A 22,663-nucleotide genomic window follows, 5' to 3' on the forward strand; every position below is an offset into this window, starting at 1 on the left:
GGAGTTGATTAAAAAAGGGTTGGATTGTTAAAAGTTTCTGTGATCACGGCGTGTTTTAATAGCGAAAAAACCATTGAAGACACCATTCTTTCCGTGCTTCATCAAACTTATAAAAACATTGAATACATCATTATAGACGGGGCTAGCACGGATAACACTTTAGGAATCATTCAAAAATATAAGGATAGAATCGCTTGCGTGATGAGTGAAAAAGATAAGGGCATTTATGACGCTATGAATAAGGGTATAAAGCGCGCGAGTGGGGATATTATCGCTTTATTGAATAGCGATGATTTTTATAAAGATGAGTTTGTGGTAGAAAAAGTGGTGCATGAGTTTGAAAAAAAGCATTGCGATAGCGTGTATGCGGATCTGGTGTTTGTCAAACCGGATCGTTTAGAAAAAGTGGTCCGTTATTATGAAAGCGGGGAGTTTAACCCTAAAACCTTGCTTTATGGCGTGGTGCCAGCCCACCCCACGCTCTTTGTCAAAAGAGCCATTCATGAACGCTACGGCTTATACAAAACCGATTATAAGATTTCAGCGGATTTTGAGATGATCATCCGCTTGTTTGTGGTGCAAAAAATAAGCTTTTCTTACTTGAAGGAAGTGTTAGTGGTGATGCGCACCGGGGGGGTTAGCGCAAGTGGGTTTAAAAGCCTTTTATTAAGGAATAAAGAAAACATAAGAGCATGTAAAGAAAACGGCATTCAAGCGAATGTTTTTTCCATGCTTTTAAAATACCCTAGGAAAGTCATGGGTTTGTTTAAAAGGGGGAAAGGGGAGACTAAAACGAGACGATTAAAGAAAGATTAGCGTTAAATCGTGGTTTGAATCTTTCTTGATGGTTGTTGTAGGTGTAAAAAACATTCCTTACTAAGGGCATTTCAATCCCTAATTGCAAGGACAAATAGCCGATAAAATCCACGATAAAACCAAAACGCAAAGGGGCTTGAAAAAAGGTTTTTTTGGTTCTGGGAATGATGGTCGTGATCGCACCGGTTTTAATCGTATCCACTAATAGCACCCCTTGCTCTAAGGCGATTCCTAAATAGCTCCTAAAACGATAGGTTTTTTTATCCACAAAAATCCAAGAAAAATCTAACGCGCCCCCGTAATTTTGCACCATTAGGATTTGAGGCTGGGAGAGCGAAACAGAATGGAAATAGTTATAGACGCTAAAGATTCTAAAACCGACTTTAGGGTGGTTTCTTAAAAAATGCTCCAAGCCCGTAGCGGTGTTAAACCCTATGCTATTAGCTACAAGAGTCAAGGTTTGATTAGAAGTTGAAAAAGTGGCTTGCGAATAGTTGTATCCAAAAATAAAGAAAAATTTAAGGCTTTTTTCTAAAGCCCTTTTTAAGATTTGCTGGTTTTTGTCTAGGACTTTCTGTTTTTCATTGTTTTTATCAAGGGTTAGGGGTTTAGGTTTGTCGTCTTCATTCTTGTTTTTAAAATTTTCTAAGAATTGAGACCAAGTGATTTCTTTAGCTTCTAAAAAGAGTGGATTCAACGATAAAAAGAGATAAACACTAAATAGAGTTTTCAAATACAGCCTTAAACTTTTTGCGACTATTATGCCTAATTATCTTAAATTGATTTTAAATTACTTGTATGTTTTTACTATAACCCCCACCCACACGCAACGCTATATTTTAATTTGGCTTAGAGCAAATAAAACACCTTTTCTTCTTGAAAAATGCTTTTAATTTCTACAAAAAGGGTTTTTTCTATGCGTTCTTCTAACACGATAATAGGGTTAATACTCTCGCTCCCGCTCACTAACGCCCTTAAAGACAACTCTTCTTCATAATTTAAGGGGTTAAAGTTTAACTCTTTTAAATTATCGTAGTTTTTTGCCATAAGAGTGTTAAGGCCTTCTAAAGTTAAAAACAAGGTTTCATCTCTTTGACTATAACCTACTAGCGCGTTTAAACGCTGGGAAAAAACCCACCTTAAATCGTTAATCCTTACTTTAGCCTTACTTTTAGAGCGCGCTAGAATATAACAATTCAAGGGGTTTGAATTTTTAGAAAGCCACACGCCCCCATTCAATAAGCGGTAAGTTGCGATCGTTTTTTGGGCTAAAGAAGACTTATTAGCGCCCTTTTTAGCTGCGTCTAATTCTCTAAAAACTTGCGTTCTTTCTTCAACGCTTGCGGGTAAAATCTGGCGTTTTAAAGGCGAGTAAAGCTCAAAGGGGCTTCTGTTTTGGGATTCTTTTTGGATTTTTAAAGCGAATTGGCAACCGCAATAATTTTGCCGATAAAGCTCGTTTTCTCTCGCCAAAGCTTGCAAGTTTAAACCCAACTCGCTCTTAAAATGTTCAAAATTATCGTTTCTAAACACAACAAATTCCAAATTGTGCCTTTGCGCGATGTGTTGTCCCTTAGCGATGAGCTGGTTAGGGTCTTTTTTAGGGCTTGTGAGTAAAGTGGTGGTGAATCTTTCTTCCCCTAATTCAAAGGCTTTCAAAGCGCTCGTTTCTAATCGCAAGTCAAAGCATTCAAAACAGCGTTCGCTTTTTTCCCCTAACAATTCCTTACCCTTAGCTTTATCTAAAAATTTTTCTAATTCATAATCGCCCTCAAGCAATTCAATTTCTAGCATCTCGCAAGTGCGTTTCACATCCTCTAAACGCAACAAGTATTCGCTATAAGGATGGATATTGGGGTTATAAAAAAACCCTACAATTTTTTCACCCGCAAAAGCCTCTTTAGCCTTTTTTAAAAAATAGAGATTATCCACCGAGCAGCAAATATGAATGAGCATTAAAACTGCTTTTTATTCACGTCTTCTAAAATATCGTTAGAGACCTTGTCAATTTCTTGACTGATTTCTAACGAATCGCTAGCGATTTTTAGATTGCCCTCAGTAACCGATCTTAAGGCTTCAATAGAAGCGTTGATTTCTTCTACTTCTTTAACCTGGTTTTTAATGCTTTCGCTCGTGTCTGAAATGCTTTGAACTAAAATATTAATATTGGCTTCAATCTCGCTGAGGGATTTTTGCGTCCTTTCAGCGAGTTTCCTCACTTCATCGGCCACCACCGCAAAGCCTCTGCCATGCTCGCCGGCCCTTGCGGCTTCAATAGCAGCATTTAGGGCTAAAAGATTGGTTTGATCGGCAATATCTCTAATGATTTCTACAATGCTTTTAATGTCTTGCCCTTGTTCAATCATGGCTTCACTTTGAGAGCTCACGCCTTGAATGGAAGTGGTGATATTTTCTATCGTTTTAGAAGTTTCCATCAAGCTTTTGTGTTGGGAGTTTGAAGCCTTTTCTAAATTTTGCACGCATTCTTTTAAATTCGCACTATCGTTCGCTAAATCTTTGGCAAAATTAGACGAAGTTTCTAGCATTTTTTGGATTTCTTGCCCTAAAGCGTTAGTAACCAATTCCACCCTACCCGAAGCGTTTTGGATCCGCCCTCTAAAATCCAAACCAGAATAGCTTTCAAAGATTTTAAAAATGCTTGGCATGTGAGTCCCTACGCTTTCTTGCAAATAATCCATGATTCCATTTAGTGCATCTCTCAATTCTTTCAAATCAGGGCTTGCGGGTTCAGCCGTGATGCGCACCGCAAAATTCCCTGCTTTCACATCTGAAACCACTTTAATGGTGTCTTGGACGGCTTGCCTGTCTTCTTGCATGATTTTTTGGGTTTGCAAGATATTTTTATTGATCGCTGTTTGCATGCGCCCTAATTCGTCATTAGATTTCGCTTCAACCAATTTAATACCGCTGGAATGGGCTTGATTGTTCAATAATTTGAAGAAATGAGATAAGGTGCTAGAAACGACTTCCAAACGATTGCTCACAATCGCTCGCATTAAGAGGGTGATCGCTATGATTAACGCTAACACCATGATAGCGCTCGCTACAACCACCACAAAACGCACCGATCCCACTTGCTCATAGACCTTATCTTTTTCAATGATTAAAGCGATCATCCAATTAAGATTGTCTTTACTTTCTGTTTTGCCTAGCATTTTAAAGGTTTCAACGGCTAAAAAATTCTCCTTATGGCTAAAGGGATCCAGGTATTCTAAAGTCGCTTTAGATCCGTTTTCTAAAATAGCCAGCACTTCGTTGGTGGCTTTAGGCACGCTCTTATAAATTTCTGCGATAGATTTGTCTTGCAAACTCTTATTCGCGCTCAAAAGCACTTTACCCTTAACGCCAATTAAAAACAAATCGCTCCTGTTTTTAGTGATTTCATTGCTGAAGCTGTCAATAGAAAGGAAAATCATCAAAGCCCCTACAGCCTCTTGAGTGTTTTCATTCAATAAAGGTAAAAGAACATCAACCCCATAAACTTCCGCCCCATTAGGCATTTTCCTATAATAAGGCAAGCTTTTAGAAATTTCTTTATTTTTCATCGTTTTTTGCACTAAAGGGTTATTCCCCAATGACGGATTTTCCAATAGCTTAATCGTATCGTTATCCCTTAAAAGCGTTAATCTTAAATCTTCTCTGTCTTTAAAAAACATGTTCACCCCAGCGACATGCGAATTGGCTAAAATGAAGTTTTTTAACAATTGGATTCTGATTTCTCTTTTGGTGTCTTTAGGGAGCATTTCTCTGACAATGCCCATGCTCGTATAAGTGTTTTCCAAAACCCCTTGCACTTCCTTAACCTTAAAATGCAAACTATCTTGCATAGAATGCAGGGCGCTTTCTTTTAAAATCTCTTTCACCCTGCTGTTTAAGGACACCCCTAAAATGCTCACGCACACGATCACAATCAACGCCACGCACAATATGATTTTATTACCGATACTCAAACCTTTAGACAAAACACAACCTTACTATGATGAATTTTTTGCCCATTTGCGGCAAAATTTTAAACCGCATTATAGTATTATAAGCATAAATCCAAAATTAAACTGGATTAAAAAGACGATCAATCATTCTCATTAAAAAAACATTTAAGGTTACATTCGCTCTTTTAGGGTATGCTACGACTTGAAATTATCCAAATATAAAAAGGAATCATTATGCCTTTTGTCCCCACGCGCTCTTTGAAAGAAAAAAAGATTGATTTTATTGAAGCGGTATTAAACCCCAACGCCCCCAAAGGCGGGCTTTACACTTTAGAAAATTTTGAAACGCTAGAATGGCAAGATTGTTTGAATCTGAGCTATAACGAGCTGGTAGAATGCGTGTTTGAACGATTGGGATTAGAGATTCCTAAGGGTTTATTAACAAGCGCTTTAAAACGCTATGAAAATTTTGATAACCCTAAAAATCCAGCCCCTATTTTTGCGCTCAATGAAAGGCTTTTTATCCAAGAACTCTACCATGGGCCTAGTTTGGCGTTTAAAGACATGGCGTTACAGCCTTTAGCGAGCTTGTTTTCTAACCTAGCGGTAGGAAAAAATGAAAAGTATTTAATGCTCGTTTCCACAAGCGGCGATACCGGCCCTGCGACTTTAGAAAGTTTGGCGGGCATGCCTAATGTTTTTGTGGTGTGTTTATACCCCAAAGACGGCACGAGTTTAGTCCAAAAACTCCAAATGGTTACCCAAAGCGCTAGCAATTTAAAGGTGTTTGGGGTGAGTGGGGATTTTGATGATGCGCAAAACGCGCTCAAAAACCTTTTAAAAGACGACGATTTTAACGAAGCTTTAAAAGCGCACCAATTGAAATTAAGCGTGGCTAATTCCGTGAATTTTGGGCGCATCGCTTTTCAAATCGTCTATCATATTTGGGGCTTTTTGGAATTGTATAAAAAAGGCGCGATCAATTCTAAAGAAAAAATCACCCTGGCCATACCCAGCGGTAATTTTGGGAACGCTTTAGGGGCGTTTTATGCCAAAAAAATGGGCTTAAATATCGCTAAAATCAAGGTCGTAACCAACAGCAACGATGTTTTAAGGGAGTTTATAGAAACAGGGCGTTACGATTTAACCCACCGCTCTTTAAAGCAAACTTACTCGCCGGCTATGGATATTTTAAAAAGCTCTAACGTGGAAAGGGTGCTTTTTAGCCTTTTTGGGTTTGAACGCACGCTAGAATTGATGCAAGCTTTAGAAGAAGAGAAATTTTATGCCTTAAAGCCTAAAGAATTAGCCCTTTTACAGGAGCATTTTTCTTGCGCGAGCTGCTCAGATGAAGATTGTTTGAAAACCATTCAAGAAGTTTATGCAGAGCACCAATACCTGATTGACCCCCACACCGCCACCGCTTTAAACGCCAGCTTGAAAACTAATGAAAAAACCCTTGTTTCCGCCACCGCTTCTTATGAAAAATTCCCTAGAACCACCCTTTTAGCCCTAAACGAGCAAAAAAAAGACGATAAAACCGCCCTAGAAGCGCTAAAAAACAACTACAATACCCCAGATAGCCAACGCCTTGATGATTTATTTGAAAGAGGGATCAAGCACCAAGAAGTTTTAAAACTCAATGAGATCAAATCTTCTATTCTTTTGTGGTTAGAAAGCCTACATTAAATCTTTTTTTGAGCTTTTAACCTTAATAAAAGTTACATTTTAAGTTAAAATACACTATAATAAATAAACTCTAAACGAAAATTAAACTGAATGAAAGGAGTTTGAATGAAAAAAATCGTTTTAGTAGCGATAGCCTTACTGATAAGTGGTTGCGCGAGTTATAAGATCACGCCTGAACATGTTACATCTTATAATAATGGGATTCAAGTGATGACCTCCACGCAAGCCAAGTCTAAAGTCCAGTTAGAAATCGCTCAAAGCAAATTGAAAGGTTTGAATGAATCCCCCTTAGTGCTGTATGTAGCGGCGCAAGTTATAGAGGGAAATCCTGTGGTGTTTAGCCGTAAAGCCATTTCGGTGTCTATCAACCAAACGAATTTACCGGTCTTAAGCTTGAGACAGGTGATGAAATCCAGTTTTGATTTTGAGGGCATTTTACAAAGCTTTAATATCAGCGTGCCGACCGCCCCTATTGATAATATCAATATGATCACCCCACCTATGTTTTATTACGGGCAAGGGAGTTTTTTAGCTTATAACGGCATGATGTATGGGGGAATGGGCATGTATGGACCGGGCTTTGGCATGATGATGATGGATGATGTAGAAGAGCAAGAAGTCATGCAAGAAAGCCGCCAAGCTTTAAAAATCCTAGCGATCAATTACCTTAAGAAAAACACCCTTAATGTTGAAAATAAGGCTAAAGGAGGGTTTGTCGTGGTGGATACCAAAAACCTTAAAACCCCGGGCGTGGTGGTGGTTAAAGTCTTTTTAGAAGATGAAATCCACACCTTTAAAATTGATATTTCTAAGATGTAATCACCCCCTTTAATAAAAGCCTTTGGGGGTCAATCCACCTTAAAGGCTTTTTTCTTAATGGGTTAAATCTAGCGGATTGTCTGATAACCATTAAAAACGATTAAACCCCTTTTTTAGATTTTATTTTATGGCAAACAAAAAGGAAAAACCAAACGATTAAACCCCTTTTTTTTGCGTTTATTTTTGAGAAGCTAAAAAATCCTGGATATTTTCTTTGGTTTTTTCCACTAAAGTTTTCAAGCTATCGCTATACGCCCATGCGATATGGGGGGTTAAAAGCAATTTGTTTTGGATCTTTGGGTTCAAAAACGCATGGTCTTTTTCAAAAGGCTCTTTCACAAACACATCGCTCGCGTAATACAAATCTTTGGTTTCTAAAGTTAAAGCCAAATCCTTTTCATTCACAATGCCCCCACGCCCCACATTGATTAAAATCGCCCCTTCTTTTAGGCTTTGCAATTCTTTGAGAGCGATTAAATCGCGCGTGCTTTCATTTAAGGGGGCATGAATGCTGATAATATCGCTTGTTGTGAGCAGATCTTTTAAACTCAAGCGCTCATATTCTTCTTTTTTATCTTTAGGGGAATAATACACCACCTTTGCCCCAAAAGCTTGAGCGATCTTGGCGACTCTTTTACCGATTGCGCCTAAACCAATAACCCCCCATTGACTCCCTTTAATAAGCCCCATTTTCATACCGCTAATGTGCGTAAAAATATCGCTTTGACTATATTCCCCGCTTTTACAATAACGATCGTAATCATTAATCCTCCCCAACAAAGACAACGCGCACGCTAAAGTGTGCTGGGCTACGGATTCTGTAGAATAAGCGCTCACGTTTTTGACTTCTATGCCTAAAGCTTTCGCGCTTTTTATATCCACATTATCCGTGCCTGTAGCGGTGATGCAAATGAGTTTGAGTTTAGGCAATTGGCTTAGAACCTCTTGGGTGATAACGACTTTATTCAATACCATTATTTCAGCGTCTTTACAGCGTTCAACCACTTGATTAGGCGAAGTGATCTCATAAAAATCAAAATCCGCCACTTCTTTTAAAACTTCTAAAGCTTTCAGCCCCACGCTTTTAGCGTCTAAGATTACGCCTTTTTTGAATGTTTTCATCTCTATACTCCTAGATTTAATTTTAAAATTATATAATTAAACCACAAAATCCTTTTTTAAAAGAAACTAAGCATGCCAAAACCCAAGAAAAACACCCTCCCCTGTAGCCTTTCTATCAAAATGTCTTATTTCATGCGTCTTCTCATTAAATGGCGCACCCGCTCTTTAAGCCATAAAATGATGACTCTCATTCAAATCTTAAGCATTCTGGCTTTAGCGAGCAAGGCCAGTGAAGATTTAGAAGAGCAGCTCAAAAAAATCAAAGATTACATTTATAGAACCCTAAACGCTAAAATCGCATCGGATGTGTATGACCGAGTGCTTATTTTAGTGAATGAATATTGCGCTAATGAAGAATTGTTTGATAAAGAGAGCGTTAAAATTTCAGATTTACTCATTCAAGACATTCAGCTTTACGCTTTAGTCGATGAAATGCTTAAAGAAGACAAATACCAGGTCCAGCACACCATTTTAAAGGGCATCATCAAGCGCAAATACGATGAAGCCTACTCGCTCAATAGCGAAGACAGGATTCTTTTAGAATACCAAGAACGCTTGCTAGAGCCCTCATACGCGTCTTTTTCAAATAAAAAATTCAAATGATTTGAAAGCGTTATTCCGCTTTTTGGGCTTTTATTGAAAAAGGGCTTTAAAATGGGCTAAAATTAGGGTTTTATTTGACAATATAAAGGGATTGAATGGCTTTTAAGGTGGTGCGAATTTGCGGGGGGCTTGGGAATCAAATGTTTCAATACGCTTTCGCTAAAAGTTTGCAAAAACACTCTAACACGCCTGTGCTGTTAGATACAACTTCTTTTGATTGGAGTAATAGGAAAATGCAATTGGAGCTTTTCCTTATTGATTTGCCCTATGCGAGCGAAAAAGAAATCGCTGTGGCTAAAATGCAACACCTCCCCAAGCTAGTAAGAGACGCACTCAAACGCATGGGGTTTGATAGGGTGAGTCAAGAAATCGTGTTTGAATACGAGCCTAAATTACTAAAGCCAAGCCGCTTGACTTATTTTTATGGCTATTTTCAAGATCCACGATATTTTGATGCTATATCCCCTTTGATCAAGCAAACCTTCACCCTACCCCCCCCCCCCGAAAATGGAAATAATAAAAAAAAAGAGGAAGAATACCACCGCAAGCTTTCTTTGATTTTAGCCGCTAAAAACAGCGTGTTTGTGCATATAAGAAGAGGGGATTATGTGGGGATTGGCTGTCAGCTTGGTATTGATTATCAAAAAAAGGCTGTTGAGTGTATGGCAAAGCGCGTGCCAAACATGGAGCTTTTTGTGTTTTGCGAAGATTTAAAATTCACGCAAAACCTTGATCTTGGCTACCCTTTTATGGACATGACCACTAGGGATAAAGAAGAAGAGGCGTATTGGGACATGCTGCTCATGCAATCTTGCAAGCATGGCATTATCGCTAACAGCACTTATAGTTGGTGGGCGGCTTATTTGATAAACAATCCAGAAAAAATCATTATTGGCCCCAAACACTGGCTTTTTGGGCATGAAAACATCCTTTGTAAGGAATGGGTGAAAATAGAATCCCATTTTGAGGTGAAATCCCAAAAGTATAACGCTTAAAGCGGCTTAAAAGGGCTTATTGGAAATTCAAATCTTTGATTTTAGATCGGATTTCTTTATAGCGAGCGTCTAATTCTAATTTTCTGTTCATGGATATTTTGATAAATCCGCTTTCTTTTTCTATGCCAATAAATTTTCTCTTCAAAAGATTAGCCGCAATGCCTGTGGTGGAGCTCCCGCTAAAAGGATCGCCAATGAGGGAATTGTCATCGCTCGCCATTAAAAGCAAGCGCACCAACAAAGCGAGGGGTTTTTGAGTGGGGTGCTTGCCATTAATTTTTTCCCAAGGAGCGATCGCTGGGAAATTCCACACATCACGCATTTGTTTATCGTTATTGATCTTTTTTAAAATCTCATAGTTAAAAACATGCTTGTGCTTGCGGCTTTTCCTCGCCCAAATGATTTGCTCAGCCGAATGCGTCAAATAACGGCAGCTGAAATTTGGGGGAGGGTTGGTTTTTTGCCAGGTGATGAGGTTTAAAATCTTAAAATCCAATTTTTGTAAAATGCGCCCCAAAGAAAAGATATTGTGGTAAGTCCCGCTGATTAAAAGGCTTCCTGTGTTTTTTAAAGCCTTTTTGGCGTTGTTTATCCACTGGTGATTAAACTCATCAATATCGTTAATCCCATTTTCTTTATCCCAATCGCCTTTATTGACGCTCACAATCTTACCGCTCTGTATGCTTAAGCCGCCATTAGAAAGGAAATAAGGCGGATCGGCAAAAATCAAATCAAAAGCATTTTCAAATTGGGGCAACACCTCATTACAATCCCCTTGATAAAGAGTAAAAAGCTCGTCTGCACTTTTAAAAATGGGGCGAGAAAGATAAGGCGCTCCCATTTTTTATTCTGCTTTAATGCCTTTATCTTCAATGTGTTTTTCAATGTGTTTTTGCATTGCTTCATCATCAAGCACTGGATCAAAAAACTTCTCCATATCCACTGCCGTATCAAGTCCTTTTTCAATTTGCTTGTTAATCTTTTCCATAAAAGGCTTAAAATCCTTCGGACTTTGTTCTATAAGCATGTTGAGTGTGGGTATATCAACCTCCCTTTCTCTAGCTGAAAACAAGATTTTGGAGTTTGAGATCCCAGATTCTAGCTTGATCACCCCTATACCAAAGCTTTGGTTGAGTCGTCCCAATTCACCTAAAATATCATCTTTATCTTTATCTTTAATATTTTTTACTACCAAATACCCCTCATTAGCCCAGCTAGAATTGCTCACCGCTTGAAAATAGCTCTCTTTTAAATTGGAAAGACTAAGCTCTCTTTTAAGCTCAAAGGAAAAAAGCTTGTGTCTTTTTTGACCGGTATGGTGTAAAAATTTCAAAGTTTGTTCTTTATATTTACTTTTAAGATCTTTATCATAGGGAAAATACACGCCCACGATGTCAGGATAATTCCACTCACACTTGCCTTGTTTGTCTTTTTGGCACTTTTCATGATAGATGGTTTTGCATAGGAGCCTGAATTTTGGATCTTCGCTGAGGAATTTCACAAGCAGTGGGTGTAAATCCCTTTCGTTAAAAGAGACTTCTTGTTTTTTGGCTGCATCTAAACACCCGCTCTGTCCATCATCTTTTTCTTTGGCGTTTGAGGTTTCTTGTGGAGGAAATTCTCTTTCGCGAGATTTGAGCCAATAAAAATAGGCTTTTCCTTGTTTGTGTGCAACATAAAATTGCTTCTTGTCTTGACCAAGATCACTTCCAATTGTGGACCAAGGTGTTTTTCCTATGCTTGTGCGTTCTTTATCCAATCCCATTTCACAAGCTTTCTCAAAAATTTCTTTAACGCTCAAAGGTCTCTCTGCTTGTTCTAAAACTTTTTTAGCTAATTCTCTATAAAAAATCATGTTCTTTCTTTTTTGTGGTTATGAGCAGAAACGATTATACTCAAAATGTTTGAAAATACCGCAACCCTTATAGGGTTAGGCTGGGTGTCTCTCTTCACCCAACCTAAAATTTGTATTTGTAAAATCTGTAAAAGGAGTGTCGTAAAAGGAATGCTTAGAAACTATGGTGTCTCGTTAATACATTCTAAACAAAAAGTTTTTAAAGGCAAAAAGGCTGGCGGACAGGGAGGGATTCGAACCCTCGGTAACCTTGACGGCTACGCATCCTTAGCAGGGATGTGGTTTCAGCCAACTCACCCACCTGTCCTTCAAAAAGTAGAATTATAGTAAAAATAAGTTAAAATAAACCTTAAACTTTAATGGTTTCTAAACAAAACTAAGGGCTTTTATATTACAATTTTAAATTATGGATTAATAAAATTTAAAGGATAACCATGCAATACGCGCTATTATTTCCAGGGCAAGGCTCGCAATGTATAGGAATGGGGAAATCGTTCTATGAGAGCCACACCCTAGCTAAAGAATTGTTTGAAAGGGCTTCTAACGCGCTTAAAGTGGATATGAAAAAAACGCTTTTTGAAGAAAACGAGCTTTTAAAAGAGAGCGCTTACACCCAGCCTGCCATTTACTTAGTGAGCTATATCGCTTATCAGTTACTCAACAAGCAAGCAAATGGGGGGTTAAAACCCGTTTTCGCTTTAGGGCATTCGCTCGGCGAAGTGAGCGCGGTGTCTTTGAGCGGGGCACTAGATTTTGAAAAAGCCCTTAAACTCACGCACCAAAGAGGCAAAATGATGCAAGAAGCGTGCGCGAATAAAGACGCGTCCATGATGGTCGTTTTGGGCGTTTCTGAAGAAAGCCTTTTGAGTTTGTGTCAAAGAACCAAAAACGTGTGGTGCGCGAATTTCAATGGCGGCATGCAAGTGGTTTTAGCTGGGGTTAAAGACGATTTGAAAGCCCTAGAGCCGACTTTAAAGGAAATGGGAGCTAAAAGAGTGGTTTTTTTAGAAATGAGCGTGGCGAGCCATTGCCCTTTTTTAGAGCCTATGATTTTTAAATTCCAGGAATTGCTAGAAAAAAGCCTGAAAGATAAATTCCATTTTGAAATCATCTCCAATGCGACTAACGAAGCGTATCACAACAAAGCAAAAGCCGTTGAATTATTGAGCTTGCAACTCACTCAGCCGGTGCGTTATCAAGACTGCGTGAAATCTAACAATGACCGAGTGGGTGTCTTTTTTGAATTAGGCTGTGGGAGCGTGTTAAAAGGACTTAACAAGCGCTTAAGCAACAAGCCCACCATAAGCGTAGGGGATAATAAGGGGCTTGATGAAGCCATTGAATTTTTAGAAGAATACGTGTGATGGGGAGAAAATGGTGCAAAAAATTGGCATTTTAGGGGCGATGAGAGAAGAAATAACCCCTATACTAGAATTGTTTGGCGTGGGTTTTGAAGAGATCCCTTTAGGGGGGAATGTTTTCCATAAAGGCGTTTATCGTAACAAGGAAATCATTGTCGCTTATAGCAAGATTGGCAAGGTGCATTCCACTTTAACCACAACGAGCATGATTTTAGCGTTTGGCGTTCAAAAGGTGCTTTTTAGCGGGGTGGCTGGAAGCTTAGTCAAAGACTTAAAAATCAATGATTTGTTAGTGGCTATTCAATTGGTCCAGCATGATGTGGATTTGAGCGCGTTTAAGCACCCTTTAGGGTTCATCCCAGAAAGCGCGATTTTTATTGAAACGAGCGAAAGTTTGAACGCTTTGGCTAAAAAGATCGCTAATGAGCAACACATCGTGCTCAAAGAGGGCGTCATCGCATCAGGCGATCAGTTTGTGCATAGCAAAGAAAGGAAAGAGTTTTTAGTTAGCGAGTTTAAGGCGAGCGCGGTGGAAATGGAGGGGGCGAGTGTGGCGTTTGTGTGCCAAAAATTTGGCGTGCCATGCTGCGTGTTAAGGAGCATTAGCGATAACGCTGATGAGGAAGCTAACATGAGCTTTGATGAATTTTTAGAAAAAAGCGCTCACACTTCAGCGAAATTTTTAAAAAGCATGGTGGATGAGCTTTAGGGTTTGTTTTTATAGAGTGGCGGGATGGAGGGGTGGAATGTAAAAAAGCTTTTTAGTATTTTTTACATTTTGTGATGAATATTGATATAAAGCGAGGAAAAATTCCAATAATATAATTAGAATTTAAGCTATCTTTTAGTAAAATAAAATAGGAATAGGTGTATCTTATCTTATAGACCTAGCTTTTGATTGAAAGCATGGGTTCTTATTTTATGGAGTGTCCAATGAAAAAGAAAGCTAACGAAGAAAAAGCCCCCAAAAGAGCTAAACAGGAAGCCAAAGTAGAAGCCGCACAGGAAAATAAAACTAAAGAAAACAATAAAGCCAAAGAGAGCAAAATTAAAGAAGTTAAAACCAAAGAGAGCAAAGTCAAAGAAACTAAAGCGAAAGAACCTGTTCCTGTTAAAAAGCTTAGTTTTAATGAAGCGTTAGAAGAATTATTCGCTAATTCCTTAAGCGATTGCGTTTCTTATGAGTCCATCATTCAAATCAGCGCGAAAGTCCCCACTCTAGCCCAAATCAAAAAAATCAAAGAATTGTGCCAAAAATACCAAAAAAAATTAGTCAGCTCTTCAGAATACGCTAAAAAACTCAATGCGATTGACAAGATTAAAAACACCGAAGAAAAGCAAAAAGTTTTAGATGAAGAATTAGAAGATGGCTATGACTTTTTGAAAGAAAAGGATTTTTTAGAGTGGAGCAGGAGCGATAGCCCAGTGCGCATGTATTTGCGTGAAATGGGGGATATAAAACTTTTAAGCAAAGATGAAGAGATCGAATTAAGCAAGCAAATCCGCTTGGGTGAAGACATTATTTTAGACGCGATCTGTTCAGTGCCGTATTTGATTGATTTTATCTATGCGTATAAAGACGCTTTAATCAATCGTGAAAGAAGGGTTAAAGAGCTTTTTAGGAGCTTTGATGATGACGATGAAAATAGCGTGAGTGATCCTAAAAAAGATGATGACAGCGAAGAAGACGAAGAAAACGAAGAAAGGAAAAAAGTCGTTTCCGAAAAAGACAAGAAGCGCGTTGAAAAAGTCCAAGAGAGTTTTAAAGCCCTAGACAAGGCTAAAAAAGAATGGCTTAAAGCCCTTGAAGCCCCCATAGATGAAAAAGAAGACGAGTTAGTGCGTTCATTGACCCTAGCTTACAAACGCCAAACGCTCAAAGACAGACTCTATGATTTAGAACCTACCAGCAAACTGATTAATGAATTAGTCAAAACGATGGAAACCACTTTAAAAAGCGGCGATGGGTTTGAAAAAGAGTTGAAACGCTTGGAATACAAACTGCCCTTATTCAATGACACCCTAATCGCAAACCATAAAAAAATCCTTGCTAATATCACTAACATGACTAAAGAAGATATTATCGCTCAAGTGCCAGAAGCGACTATGGTGAGCGTGTATATGGATCTTAAAAAGCTTTTTTTGACTAAAGAAGCGAGCGAAGAAGGCTTTGATTTAGACCCTAACAAGCTAAAAGAAATTTTAGAGCAAATCAAAAGAGGGAAATTGATTTCCGATCGTGCTAAAAACAAAATGGCTAAATCCAATTTAAGGTTGGTAGTGAGCATCGCTAAACGATTCACGAGCAGAGGCTTACCTTTCTTGGATTTGATTCAAGAGGGTAATATCGGCTTGATGAAAGCGGTGGATAAGTTTGAACATGAAAAGGGCTTCAAGTTTTCTACCTATGCGACCTGGTGGATCAAGCAGGCTATCAGCAGAGCCATAGCCGATCAAGCCCGCACTATCCGCATCCCCATTCACATGATTGACACGATTAATCGCATCAATAAAGTCATGCGCAAACACATTCAAGAAACCGGCAAAGAGCCTGATTTAGAAGTGGTGGCTGAAGAAGTGGGGCTTTCCTTAGATAAAGTGAAGAATGTGATTAAGGTGACTAAAGAGCCTATCAGTTTGGAAACCCCAGTCGGCAATGATGATGACGGCAAATTTGGGGATTTCGTGGAAGATAAAAATATCGTTAGCTCCATTGATCACATCATGCGAGAAGATTTGAAAGCCCAAATTGAAAGCGTTTTGGATCAGTTGAACGAGCGAGAAAAAGCGGTGATCCGCATGCGTTTTGGGCTTTTAGACGATGAAAGCGATCGGACTTTAGAAGAAATCGGCAAGGAATTGAATGTTACTAGAGAAAGGGTGCGCCAGATTGAAAGCTCTGCGATCAAAAAATTGAGAAGCCCGCAATACGGGCGCATTTTAAGAAATTATTTGCGCATTTGATGTTGAGGTTCTCTAAAGCATGCGTTACTTTCTTGTAGTTTTCTTGTTTTTATTTGTGGGTTGCATGAAAAAGGATTTCACGCTCAAAGATTTATCCTTGCCCCAAGAGGCTTCAAGCTATCTTGCAAGCTCTCAAAATGGCAGTAACAATAACCAAAGCATCGACCCTCAAGCGTTAAGAGAAAATCTAAAAGAGAGCTATCTCAAAGCGTGGTATTCCCCATGGCTAGATGCGAAAGTCAAAAGCAATAAAAAAGAAGTGTTTTGGATCCTTAAGGAGATGAATAAATCCACCGGTTATGGCGAAGATCTAAAACCCAACGCAAAAGCCTTCAATGATGAGCTTATTAAGAGCATGGATATTGAGCATTACCCTAGTGCTAAGATTAAGGCTGTGGTGGTGCGAGATAGCGATGTGAGGGCTGTACCCACTAACAAGCCTTTTTACCTCTCTCAAAAAGGCTACCCTTTTGACAGGTATCAAAATTCGCTGATTTTTCAAGGCACACCGGTTTTAATCACGCATTTCAACACGGATAAAACTTACGCCCACATTCAAAGCAGTTTTGTTTATGGTTGGATCAAAGTTAGCGATTTAGCCTACATGCATGATAAAGACATAGAGCTTTTAATTCATCTTAAAGATTATGTCATGCCTATAAAAGATAAAATCCCCCTTTATACAGACTATGGGGATTTTTACACCAATGCTAGAGTGGGCGAATTGTTCGCTCTCATCCCCCAAAGTCAAAAAACGCCTGAAAAATCCCCAAAAAAGGAATTAAAAGCCTATGGTTTTTTGAGGGACGCTAAGGGCTATGCAACTTTACAAAGCGTGATTTTAGAAGAAAAGGATTTTTTTGTTTTCCCTAAAGCTTTTAACAGCGAGAACATGGCGTATTTTATAGACACCATGCTAGGGCAAAAATACGGCTGGGGTGGGCTATTGGGCAATAGGGATTGCTCGGCTTTCACTAGGGATAGTTTTGCTAATTTTGGTATTTTGCTCCCCAGAAATTCCTACGCGCAAAGCCGTTATGCGAACAATTATGTGGATTTAAGCTCTATGAAAGCCAAAGAAAAAGAAGACTACATCCTTAAAAACGCCACGCCTTTTGGAACGCTCATCTATTTAAAAGGGCATATCATGCTCTATTTAGGTACACACAACCATCAAGCGATAGTCGCTCACAGCATTTGGTCGGTGCAAACCCAAAAGCATTTTAAAACCTTGAGCCATAAAATAGGAGGCGTGGTGATCACTTCATTATGGTTAGCAGAAGAACATAATGGGGCATTTTCTAAAAAGAAATTATTGATTGATAGGGTGCTTGGAATGAGCGATTTGAAAGATTTTGTCCATAAAACTTCAAGCCCTTTGAATGCGAATTGATTTTCTTATACTATGATTACGATTCATTAATTTAAAACATTTGGAGAAAGACAATGAGTATGGAATTTGATGCTGTCATTATTGGAGGTGGGGTTTCAGGGTGTGCGACCTTTTATACTTTGAGCGAATACAGCTCTTTAAAGCGCGTGGCTATTGTGGAAAAATGCTCTAAATTAGCTCAAATCAGCTCCAGCGCTAAGGCTAATTCGCAAACCATTCATGATGGCTCTATTGAAACGAATTACACTCCAGAAAAAGCTAAAAAAGTGCGTTTGAGTGCTTATAAGACCAGACAATACGCGCTCAATAAAGGCTTGCAAAATGAAGTGATCTTTGAAACCCAAAAAATGGCCATAGGCGTGGGCGATGAAGAATGCGAGTTCATGAAAAAACGCTACGAATCCTTTAAAGAAATCTTTGTGGGGCTAGAAGAATTTGACAAACAAAAGATTAAAGAATTAGAGCCTAATGTGATTTTAGGGGCTAATGGGATAGACAGGCATGAAAACATTATCGGTCATGGCTATCAAAAAGACTGGAGCACCATGAATTTTGCGAAGTTGAGCGAAAACTTCGTTGAAGAAGCTTTAAAATTAAAGCCTAACAACCAGGTGTTTTTGAATTTTAAAGTGAAAAAGATTGAAAAACGAGACGACACTTACGCCTTAATTTCTGAAGACGCTGAAGAAGTGTATGCTAAATTCGTGCTAGTCAATGCCGGCTCTTACGCTTTGCCTTTGGCTCAGAGCATGGGTTATGGCTTGGATTTAGGGTGCTTGCCTGTGGCGGGTAGCTTTTATTTTGTGCCTAATTTATTAAGGGGCAAGGTTTATACCGTTCAAAACCCCAAACTCCCTTTTGCAGCCGTGCATGGCGACCCTGATGCCGTCATTAAGGGTAAAACGCGCATCGGGCCTACCGCTTTAACGATGCCTAAATTAGAGCGCAACAAATGCTGGCTTAAGGGCATTAGCTTGGAATTACTAAAAATGGATTTGAATAAAGATGTGTTTAAGATCGCGTTTGATTTGATGAGCGATAAAGAAATCCGTAATTATGTGTTTAAAAACATGGTTTTTGAATTGCCCGTTATCGGTAAAAAGAAATTTTTAAAAGACGCTCAAAAAATCATCCCCTCTCTTAGCCTAGAAGATTTAGAATACGCTCATGGTTTTGGCGAAGTGCGCCCGCAAGTTTTAGACAGAACCAAGCGAAAGCTGGAATTAGGCGAAAAAAAGATTTGCACGCATAAAGGCATCACTTTTAACATGACCCCCTCTCCAGGCGCGACGAGCTGCTTGCAAAACGCCCTTGTGGATTCCCAAGAAATCGCTGCGTATTTGGGCGAGAGCTTTGAATTAGAACGCTTTTATAAAGATTTATCCCCAGAAGAATTGGAAAATTAAAAACGCATGCCAAAAGAACAAGAAGCCCGAGAAATCGCTAAAAAGGCCGTTCAAATCGTGTTTTTTTTAGGGATTGTGGTGGTGCTTTTGATGATGATAAACCTTTACATGCTCATCAATCAAATCAACGCGAGCGCTCAAATGAGCCAACAAATCAAAAAGATAGAAGAAAGGCTCAATCAAGGGCAAAAATAGAAGCTTTGGCTTATTAAGCATGAGTAACAAAATTAAAAAAAGCTTAAAGGCATTTTTTAAAATAAATACAATAAAATAGCTTGCGTAAGCAAGTGATAGCCTCTTTAAAAAGCGGTCTTTTGGGGTTAGGGGGTTTTTAGTTGGGGGTTGTAGGGGAGGGCTATTGTAAAATACCCCCCTATTCTTTTAAAAAAAATGCGTTTTACTTAAGAAATGAGTTTGACCATAAAATCAAAAGCAATCAAACAAATTTTTTAAAAAACCCTATTTTTAAACTTTAAACTACGCTTAAATTCAGCAATATTTAAGTTTATTTCCTTATAATGAGTGCTTTAATTTTATCAAAGGATTCTTATGACAAAGACTGCTAAAGTCAATGACATCGTTCGTGATTGGGTCGTTTTAGACGCTAAGGACAAAGTTTTTGGCCGCTTGATCACTGAAATCGCTGTGCTTTTAAGAGGGAAACACCGCCCTTTTTACACCCCTAATGTGGATTGTGGGGATTTTGTGGTGGTTATCAACGCCAATAAGGTTAAATTTTCAGGCATGAAATTAGAGGATAAAGAGTATTTTACCCATTCAGGCTATTTTGGCAGCACCAAGAGCAAGACTCTCCAAGAAATGCTAGAAAAAACCCCCGAAAAGCTCTACCACTTAGCCGTTAGGGGCATGCTCCCTAAAACGAAATTAGGGAAAGCGATGATTAAAAAACTCAAAGTTTATCGTGATGACAAGCACCCTCACACCGCACAAACTAGCAAAAAGGACGCTAAATGAGAAAAATCTATGCTACCGGTAAAAGAAAAACCGCTATCGCTAAAGTGTGGCTCACTCCGGGTAAAGGCGAATTGAGTATCAATGAGCAGAGCTTGAATCAATGGTTGGGCGGGCATGAAGCCATTAAAATGAAAGTCATGCAACCTTTACTTTTAACCAAACAAGAGCAATCTGTGGATATTAAAGCGGTGGTTTTTGGTGGGGGCTACTCAGCGCAAGCGGAAGCCTTAAGGCATGGCATTTCTAAAGCCTTGAACGCTTATGATATTGCTTTTAGAGCCATTTTAAAACCTAAAGGCTTGCTCACTAGGGATTCAAGGGTGGTTGAACGCAAAAAATATGGTAAAAGAAAGGCCAGAAGAAGCCCGCAATTCTCTAAAAGGTAATTTTTATTTCTTTTTCTCTTCTTTGGGGGAGTTTTGGGGGCTTTGGAGGGCTTTGGCTCTCTTTTATTTTCTGCTTTTTATTCTCTCTTGTTTTATTAAAGTTTCAAAATAATGTATAATAATCATTCTCTATCAATTCGTTTTAAAAGGGCAAAGGGAATGAAATCTACAAAAATTGGTTTTAAGATTGTGGTGATGGTGTGCGCGGTCGTTATAGCGATTAGCGCTATTATGGGCTTTATTATCAACCACAAGGTTGAAAGCGTGTTGCAAAGCCAAGCCACGGAATTGTTGCAAAAAAAAGCTCAGTTAGTCGGTTTTAAGATTCAAGGCATTATGAAGCGTATTTTTATGGGCGCTAACACCCTTGAAAAATTCTTAAGCGATGAAAATGGCTCTATCAATGACACCCTAAAAAAGCGCATGCTCTCTGAGTTTTTATTAGCAAACCCTCATGTGTTATTGATTAGCGCTCTTTATGCTAACGATGACAAACGAGCGATTAGCGCTATTAAAATCCATTCAAAAATCGCTTACCCTAGTATTGTGCTCAATGAAAACATGATCAATCAAATCCATTCGCTCAAAGAGACAACCCGTTCAGATCCCTATTATAAAGAGGTTGATGGCGATAAAATCTATGGCATGGATATTACCTTCCCCTTAAAGGATAAAAATCAAAATATTATAGGCACTTTAAACTTCTTTTTAAACATTGACGCTTTTTATACAGATGTGGTAGGCAAGAAAAAGAGCAACACCTTTTTAATGGGGAAAGACGGCAGGCTTTTAATCAACCCTAATCGTGAGATCCAAGATAAGATTTTAAGCGCTATCAATCCGGATAAAAGAGTCGCTAAAGCTGTGGAGTATTACAATCAAAACGAAGCGGGCACTTTGAGCTACCATTCATTGAGCGGGAATACAGAAACCTTTTTAGCCATACAGCCCTTTGATTTTTTTGAAGAAAAAGGGGATAACGGCAATCAGTGGCGTTGGGCAATTGGGAAATATGTCAATAAATCTTTAGTCTTTAAAGAAGCGACAAACACCAGATACATTATCATCACCACTTTGATTTTAGGCGTGCTGGTGTTAGCCCTTTTAGTCTTTATCATCATTTCCAGTCTCATAACCAAACGCATCAGTAGGGTCAATAACACCCTAAATGATTTTTTCAACTTGCTTAATAACCCCAAAAATAACCACGCCATAAGCCTAACGCCCCCAAGCGCTTATGATGAAATCGGGCAAATGCAAGCTTCTATCAATGAAAACATCCTTAAAACCCAAGAAAACATTCAAGCCGATAATAAAGCCATTCAAAACAGCATTGAAGTGGCTAATTTTGTGGAAAGTGGGGATTTCACGCAAGAAATCGCATGCGTGCCTAAAAATAAAGATTTGCAAGCTTTAAGAAACACGATTAATAGCATTATCCAGTATTTCCGCAACCAAATTGGCGCCAATATTGAAGCCCTAAACAACGCCCTAGAGCATTATAAAAACCTGGATTTCACCCACCACATCCAAAACCCCAAAGCCAACATGGAAAAAGCGCTCAACACTTTAGGGCAAGAAATTTCTAGCATGCTTAAAGCTTCTTTAGGGTTTGCGAACGCGCTCAATCATGAATCCAAAGATTTAAAAACTTGCGTGGATAACTTAACCAAAACCGCTCACAAGCAAGAAAGGAGCCTGAAAAACACCACCCAATCCTTAGAAGAAATCACTAATATTATCACAACAATTGATTCTAAAAGCCAAGAGATGATCTCTCAAGGCGAAGACATTAAAAGCGTGGTGGATATGATTAGAGATATTGCCGATCAAACGAATCTATTAGCCCTAAACGCCGCTATTGAAGCCGCAAGAGCCGGCGAGCATGGCAGAGGCTTTGCGGTGGTGGCTGATGAGGTGAGGAAACTCGCTGAAAGGACGCAAAAATCGCTCAGCGAGATTGAAGCCAATATTAATATTCTTGTTCAAAGCATTGCCGATAACGCTGAGTCTATCAAAATGCAAAACAAGGGCGTAGAAAACATCCACAACTCCATTAACGCCTTGCAACAAGATGTGCAAGATAATTTGACTATCGCTAATGATTCTTTACAAGTCAGCACTAAAATTGATGGGATCTCCCAAGATATTTTAGAAGACGTGAGCAAGAAGAAATTTTAATTTCTGCTTTTAATTTTGAGCGTCTAAAATATAAAACCGCCCCCTTTTTCTAAAGCAAGGGGTTTTTTTAACTAAAGCACCCTAACGAACGCTAATGCGAAAGGCTCTTTAAAGTCTGCATGGGCATTCCCTAACCTAAAAAGATTAG

At 38.9% G+C, this 22,663-nt stretch carries 20 protein-coding genes and 1 tRNA gene; 14 read left to right on the forward strand and 7 right to left on the reverse strand.

The annotated features are described in order from the left end of the window. Positions 1-24: 24 nt before the first annotated feature. Complete coding sequence (locus tag EXS92_RS01875) at positions 25-816, forward strand: glycosyltransferase family 2 protein (protein WP_165515375.1); 792 nt, start codon at positions 25-27, stop codon at positions 814-816. On the opposite strand, the gene EXS92_RS01880 is transcribed toward EXS92_RS01875, so the two are convergent. The 3 genes from EXS92_RS01880 to tlpA form a co-directional block, all read right to left on the reverse strand. After that, on the reverse strand, positions 788-1,549 hold the full coding sequence (locus EXS92_RS01880; RefSeq protein WP_165515376.1) for an outer membrane beta-barrel protein: 762 nt from the start codon (positions 1,547-1,549) through the stop codon (positions 788-790). The two genes, EXS92_RS01875 and EXS92_RS01880, sit on opposite strands and share 29 nt — an antisense overlap. A 116-nt stretch (positions 1,550-1,665) precedes the next feature. Further along, on the reverse strand, positions 1,666-2,772 hold the full coding sequence (locus EXS92_RS01885) for an epoxyqueuosine reductase QueH (protein ID WP_165515377.1): 1,107 nt from the start codon (positions 2,770-2,772) through the stop codon (positions 1,666-1,668). Beyond that, positions 2,772-4,799: a methyl-accepting chemotaxis protein TlpA gene (gene tlpA / locus EXS92_RS01890; RefSeq protein WP_165515378.1), complete on the reverse strand. Its 2,028-nt coding sequence runs from the start codon at positions 4,797-4,799 to the stop codon at positions 2,772-2,774. Before tlpA ends, EXS92_RS01885 begins: the two co-directional genes overlap by 1 nt. Positions 4,800-5,000: 201 nt before the next feature. On the opposite strand from tlpA, the gene thrC reads away from it, so the two are divergent. Then, on the forward strand, positions 5,001-6,455 hold the full coding sequence (gene thrC / locus EXS92_RS01895) for a threonine synthase (protein WP_165515379.1): 1,455 nt from the start codon (positions 5,001-5,003) through the stop codon (positions 6,453-6,455). A 105-nt stretch (positions 6,456-6,560) separates the two neighbouring features. Next, positions 6,561-7,274: a hypothetical protein gene (locus EXS92_RS01900; protein ID WP_097701662.1), complete on the forward strand. Its 714-nt coding sequence runs from the start codon at positions 6,561-6,563 to the stop codon at positions 7,272-7,274. A 177-nt stretch (positions 7,275-7,451) separates the two neighbouring features. On the opposite strand, the gene EXS92_RS01905 is transcribed toward EXS92_RS01900, so the two are convergent. Further along, entirely contained in the window at positions 7,452-8,396 is a 945-nt protein-coding gene (locus EXS92_RS01905) for a D-2-hydroxyacid dehydrogenase (RefSeq protein WP_165515380.1), read from the reverse strand. Between the two features lie 72 nt (positions 8,397-8,468). Here EXS92_RS01905 and EXS92_RS01910 point away from each other — a divergent pair, with 72 nt between their 5' ends. After that, complete coding sequence (locus EXS92_RS01910; protein WP_165515381.1) at positions 8,469-8,999, forward strand: hypothetical protein; 531 nt, start codon at positions 8,469-8,471, stop codon at positions 8,997-8,999. Positions 9,000-9,094: 95 nt separating this feature from the next. After that, positions 9,095-9,994, forward strand: coding sequence for an alpha-1,2-fucosyltransferase (locus EXS92_RS01915; protein ID WP_165515382.1), 900 nt, complete (start codon positions 9,095-9,097; stop codon positions 9,992-9,994). Positions 9,995-10,010: 16 nt separating this feature from the next. Here the strand turns inward: EXS92_RS01915 and EXS92_RS01920 are convergent, their stop codons facing one another. The 3 genes from EXS92_RS01920 to EXS92_RS01930 all read right to left on the reverse strand — a co-directional run bounded on the left by EXS92_RS01920 (position 10,011) and on the right by EXS92_RS01930 (position 12,156). Continuing rightward, a complete protein-coding gene (locus EXS92_RS01920; protein WP_165515383.1) occupies positions 10,011-10,835 on the reverse strand; it encodes a DNA-methyltransferase in 825 nt (274 codons plus the stop codon). A 3-nt stretch (positions 10,836-10,838) separates the two neighbouring features. Then, entirely contained in the window at positions 10,839-11,846 is a 1,008-nt protein-coding gene (locus tag EXS92_RS01925; RefSeq protein ID WP_165515540.1) for an HTH domain-containing protein, read from the reverse strand. Positions 11,847-12,064: 218 nt separating this feature from the next. Continuing rightward, positions 12,065-12,156, reverse strand: a tRNA-Ser gene (locus EXS92_RS01930). A 127-nt stretch (positions 12,157-12,283) separates the two neighbouring features. Here EXS92_RS01930 and fabD point away from each other — a divergent pair. The 9 genes from fabD to EXS92_RS01975 all read left to right on the forward strand — a co-directional run bounded on the left by fabD (position 12,284) and on the right by EXS92_RS01975 (position 22,515). Then, a complete protein-coding gene (gene fabD / locus EXS92_RS01935; protein ID WP_165515384.1) occupies positions 12,284-13,213 on the forward strand; it encodes an ACP S-malonyltransferase in 930 nt (309 codons plus the stop codon). Positions 13,214-13,223: 10 nt separating this feature from the next. Continuing rightward, positions 13,224-13,919, forward strand: coding sequence for a 5'-methylthioadenosine/adenosylhomocysteine nucleosidase (locus tag EXS92_RS01940; RefSeq protein ID WP_165515385.1), 696 nt, complete (start codon positions 13,224-13,226; stop codon positions 13,917-13,919). A 197-nt stretch (positions 13,920-14,116) separates the two neighbouring features. Beyond that, positions 14,117-16,174 carry an RNA polymerase sigma factor RpoD gene (rpoD, locus tag EXS92_RS01945; RefSeq protein ID WP_165515386.1) on the forward strand — a complete coding sequence of 686 codons (2,058 nt, stop codon included), beginning with the start codon at positions 14,117-14,119 and terminating at the stop codon, positions 16,172-16,174. A 19-nt stretch (positions 16,175-16,193) separates the two neighbouring features. Continuing rightward, positions 16,194-17,567, forward strand: a complete 1,374-nt coding sequence (locus EXS92_RS01950) for a C40 family peptidase (protein WP_165515387.1) — start codon at positions 16,194-16,196, stop codon at positions 17,565-17,567. A gap of 53 nt (positions 17,568-17,620) precedes the next feature. Beyond that, on the forward strand, positions 17,621-18,973 hold the full coding sequence (locus EXS92_RS01955) for an FAD-dependent oxidoreductase (protein ID WP_033776733.1): 1,353 nt from the start codon (positions 17,621-17,623) through the stop codon (positions 18,971-18,973). A gap of 6 nt (positions 18,974-18,979) precedes the next feature. Then, positions 18,980-19,168 carry a DUF5408 family protein gene (locus EXS92_RS01960; RefSeq protein WP_001123739.1) on the forward strand — a complete coding sequence of 63 codons (189 nt, stop codon included), beginning with the start codon at positions 18,980-18,982 and terminating at the stop codon, positions 19,166-19,168. Positions 19,169-19,522: 354 nt separating this feature from the next. Then, a complete protein-coding gene (gene rplM, locus EXS92_RS01965) occupies positions 19,523-19,948 on the forward strand; it encodes a 50S ribosomal protein L13 (RefSeq protein WP_000167675.1) in 426 nt (141 codons plus the stop codon). Continuing rightward, positions 19,945-20,334 carry a 30S ribosomal protein S9 gene (rpsI, locus tag EXS92_RS01970; protein WP_001227269.1) on the forward strand — a complete coding sequence of 130 codons (390 nt, stop codon included), beginning with the start codon at positions 19,945-19,947 and terminating at the stop codon, positions 20,332-20,334. Before rplM ends, rpsI begins: the two co-directional genes overlap by 4 nt. A gap of 159 nt (positions 20,335-20,493) precedes the next feature. Next, positions 20,494-22,515 carry a methyl-accepting chemotaxis protein gene (locus EXS92_RS01975; RefSeq protein WP_165515388.1) on the forward strand — a complete coding sequence of 674 codons (2,022 nt, stop codon included), beginning with the start codon at positions 20,494-20,496 and terminating at the stop codon, positions 22,513-22,515. Positions 22,516-22,663 lie beyond the last annotated feature (148 nt).

The sequence above is a fragment of the Helicobacter pylori genome, from assembly GCF_011175115.1.
Classification (GTDB): Bacteria; Campylobacterota; Campylobacteria; order Campylobacterales; family Helicobacteraceae; genus Helicobacter; species Helicobacter pylori_DF.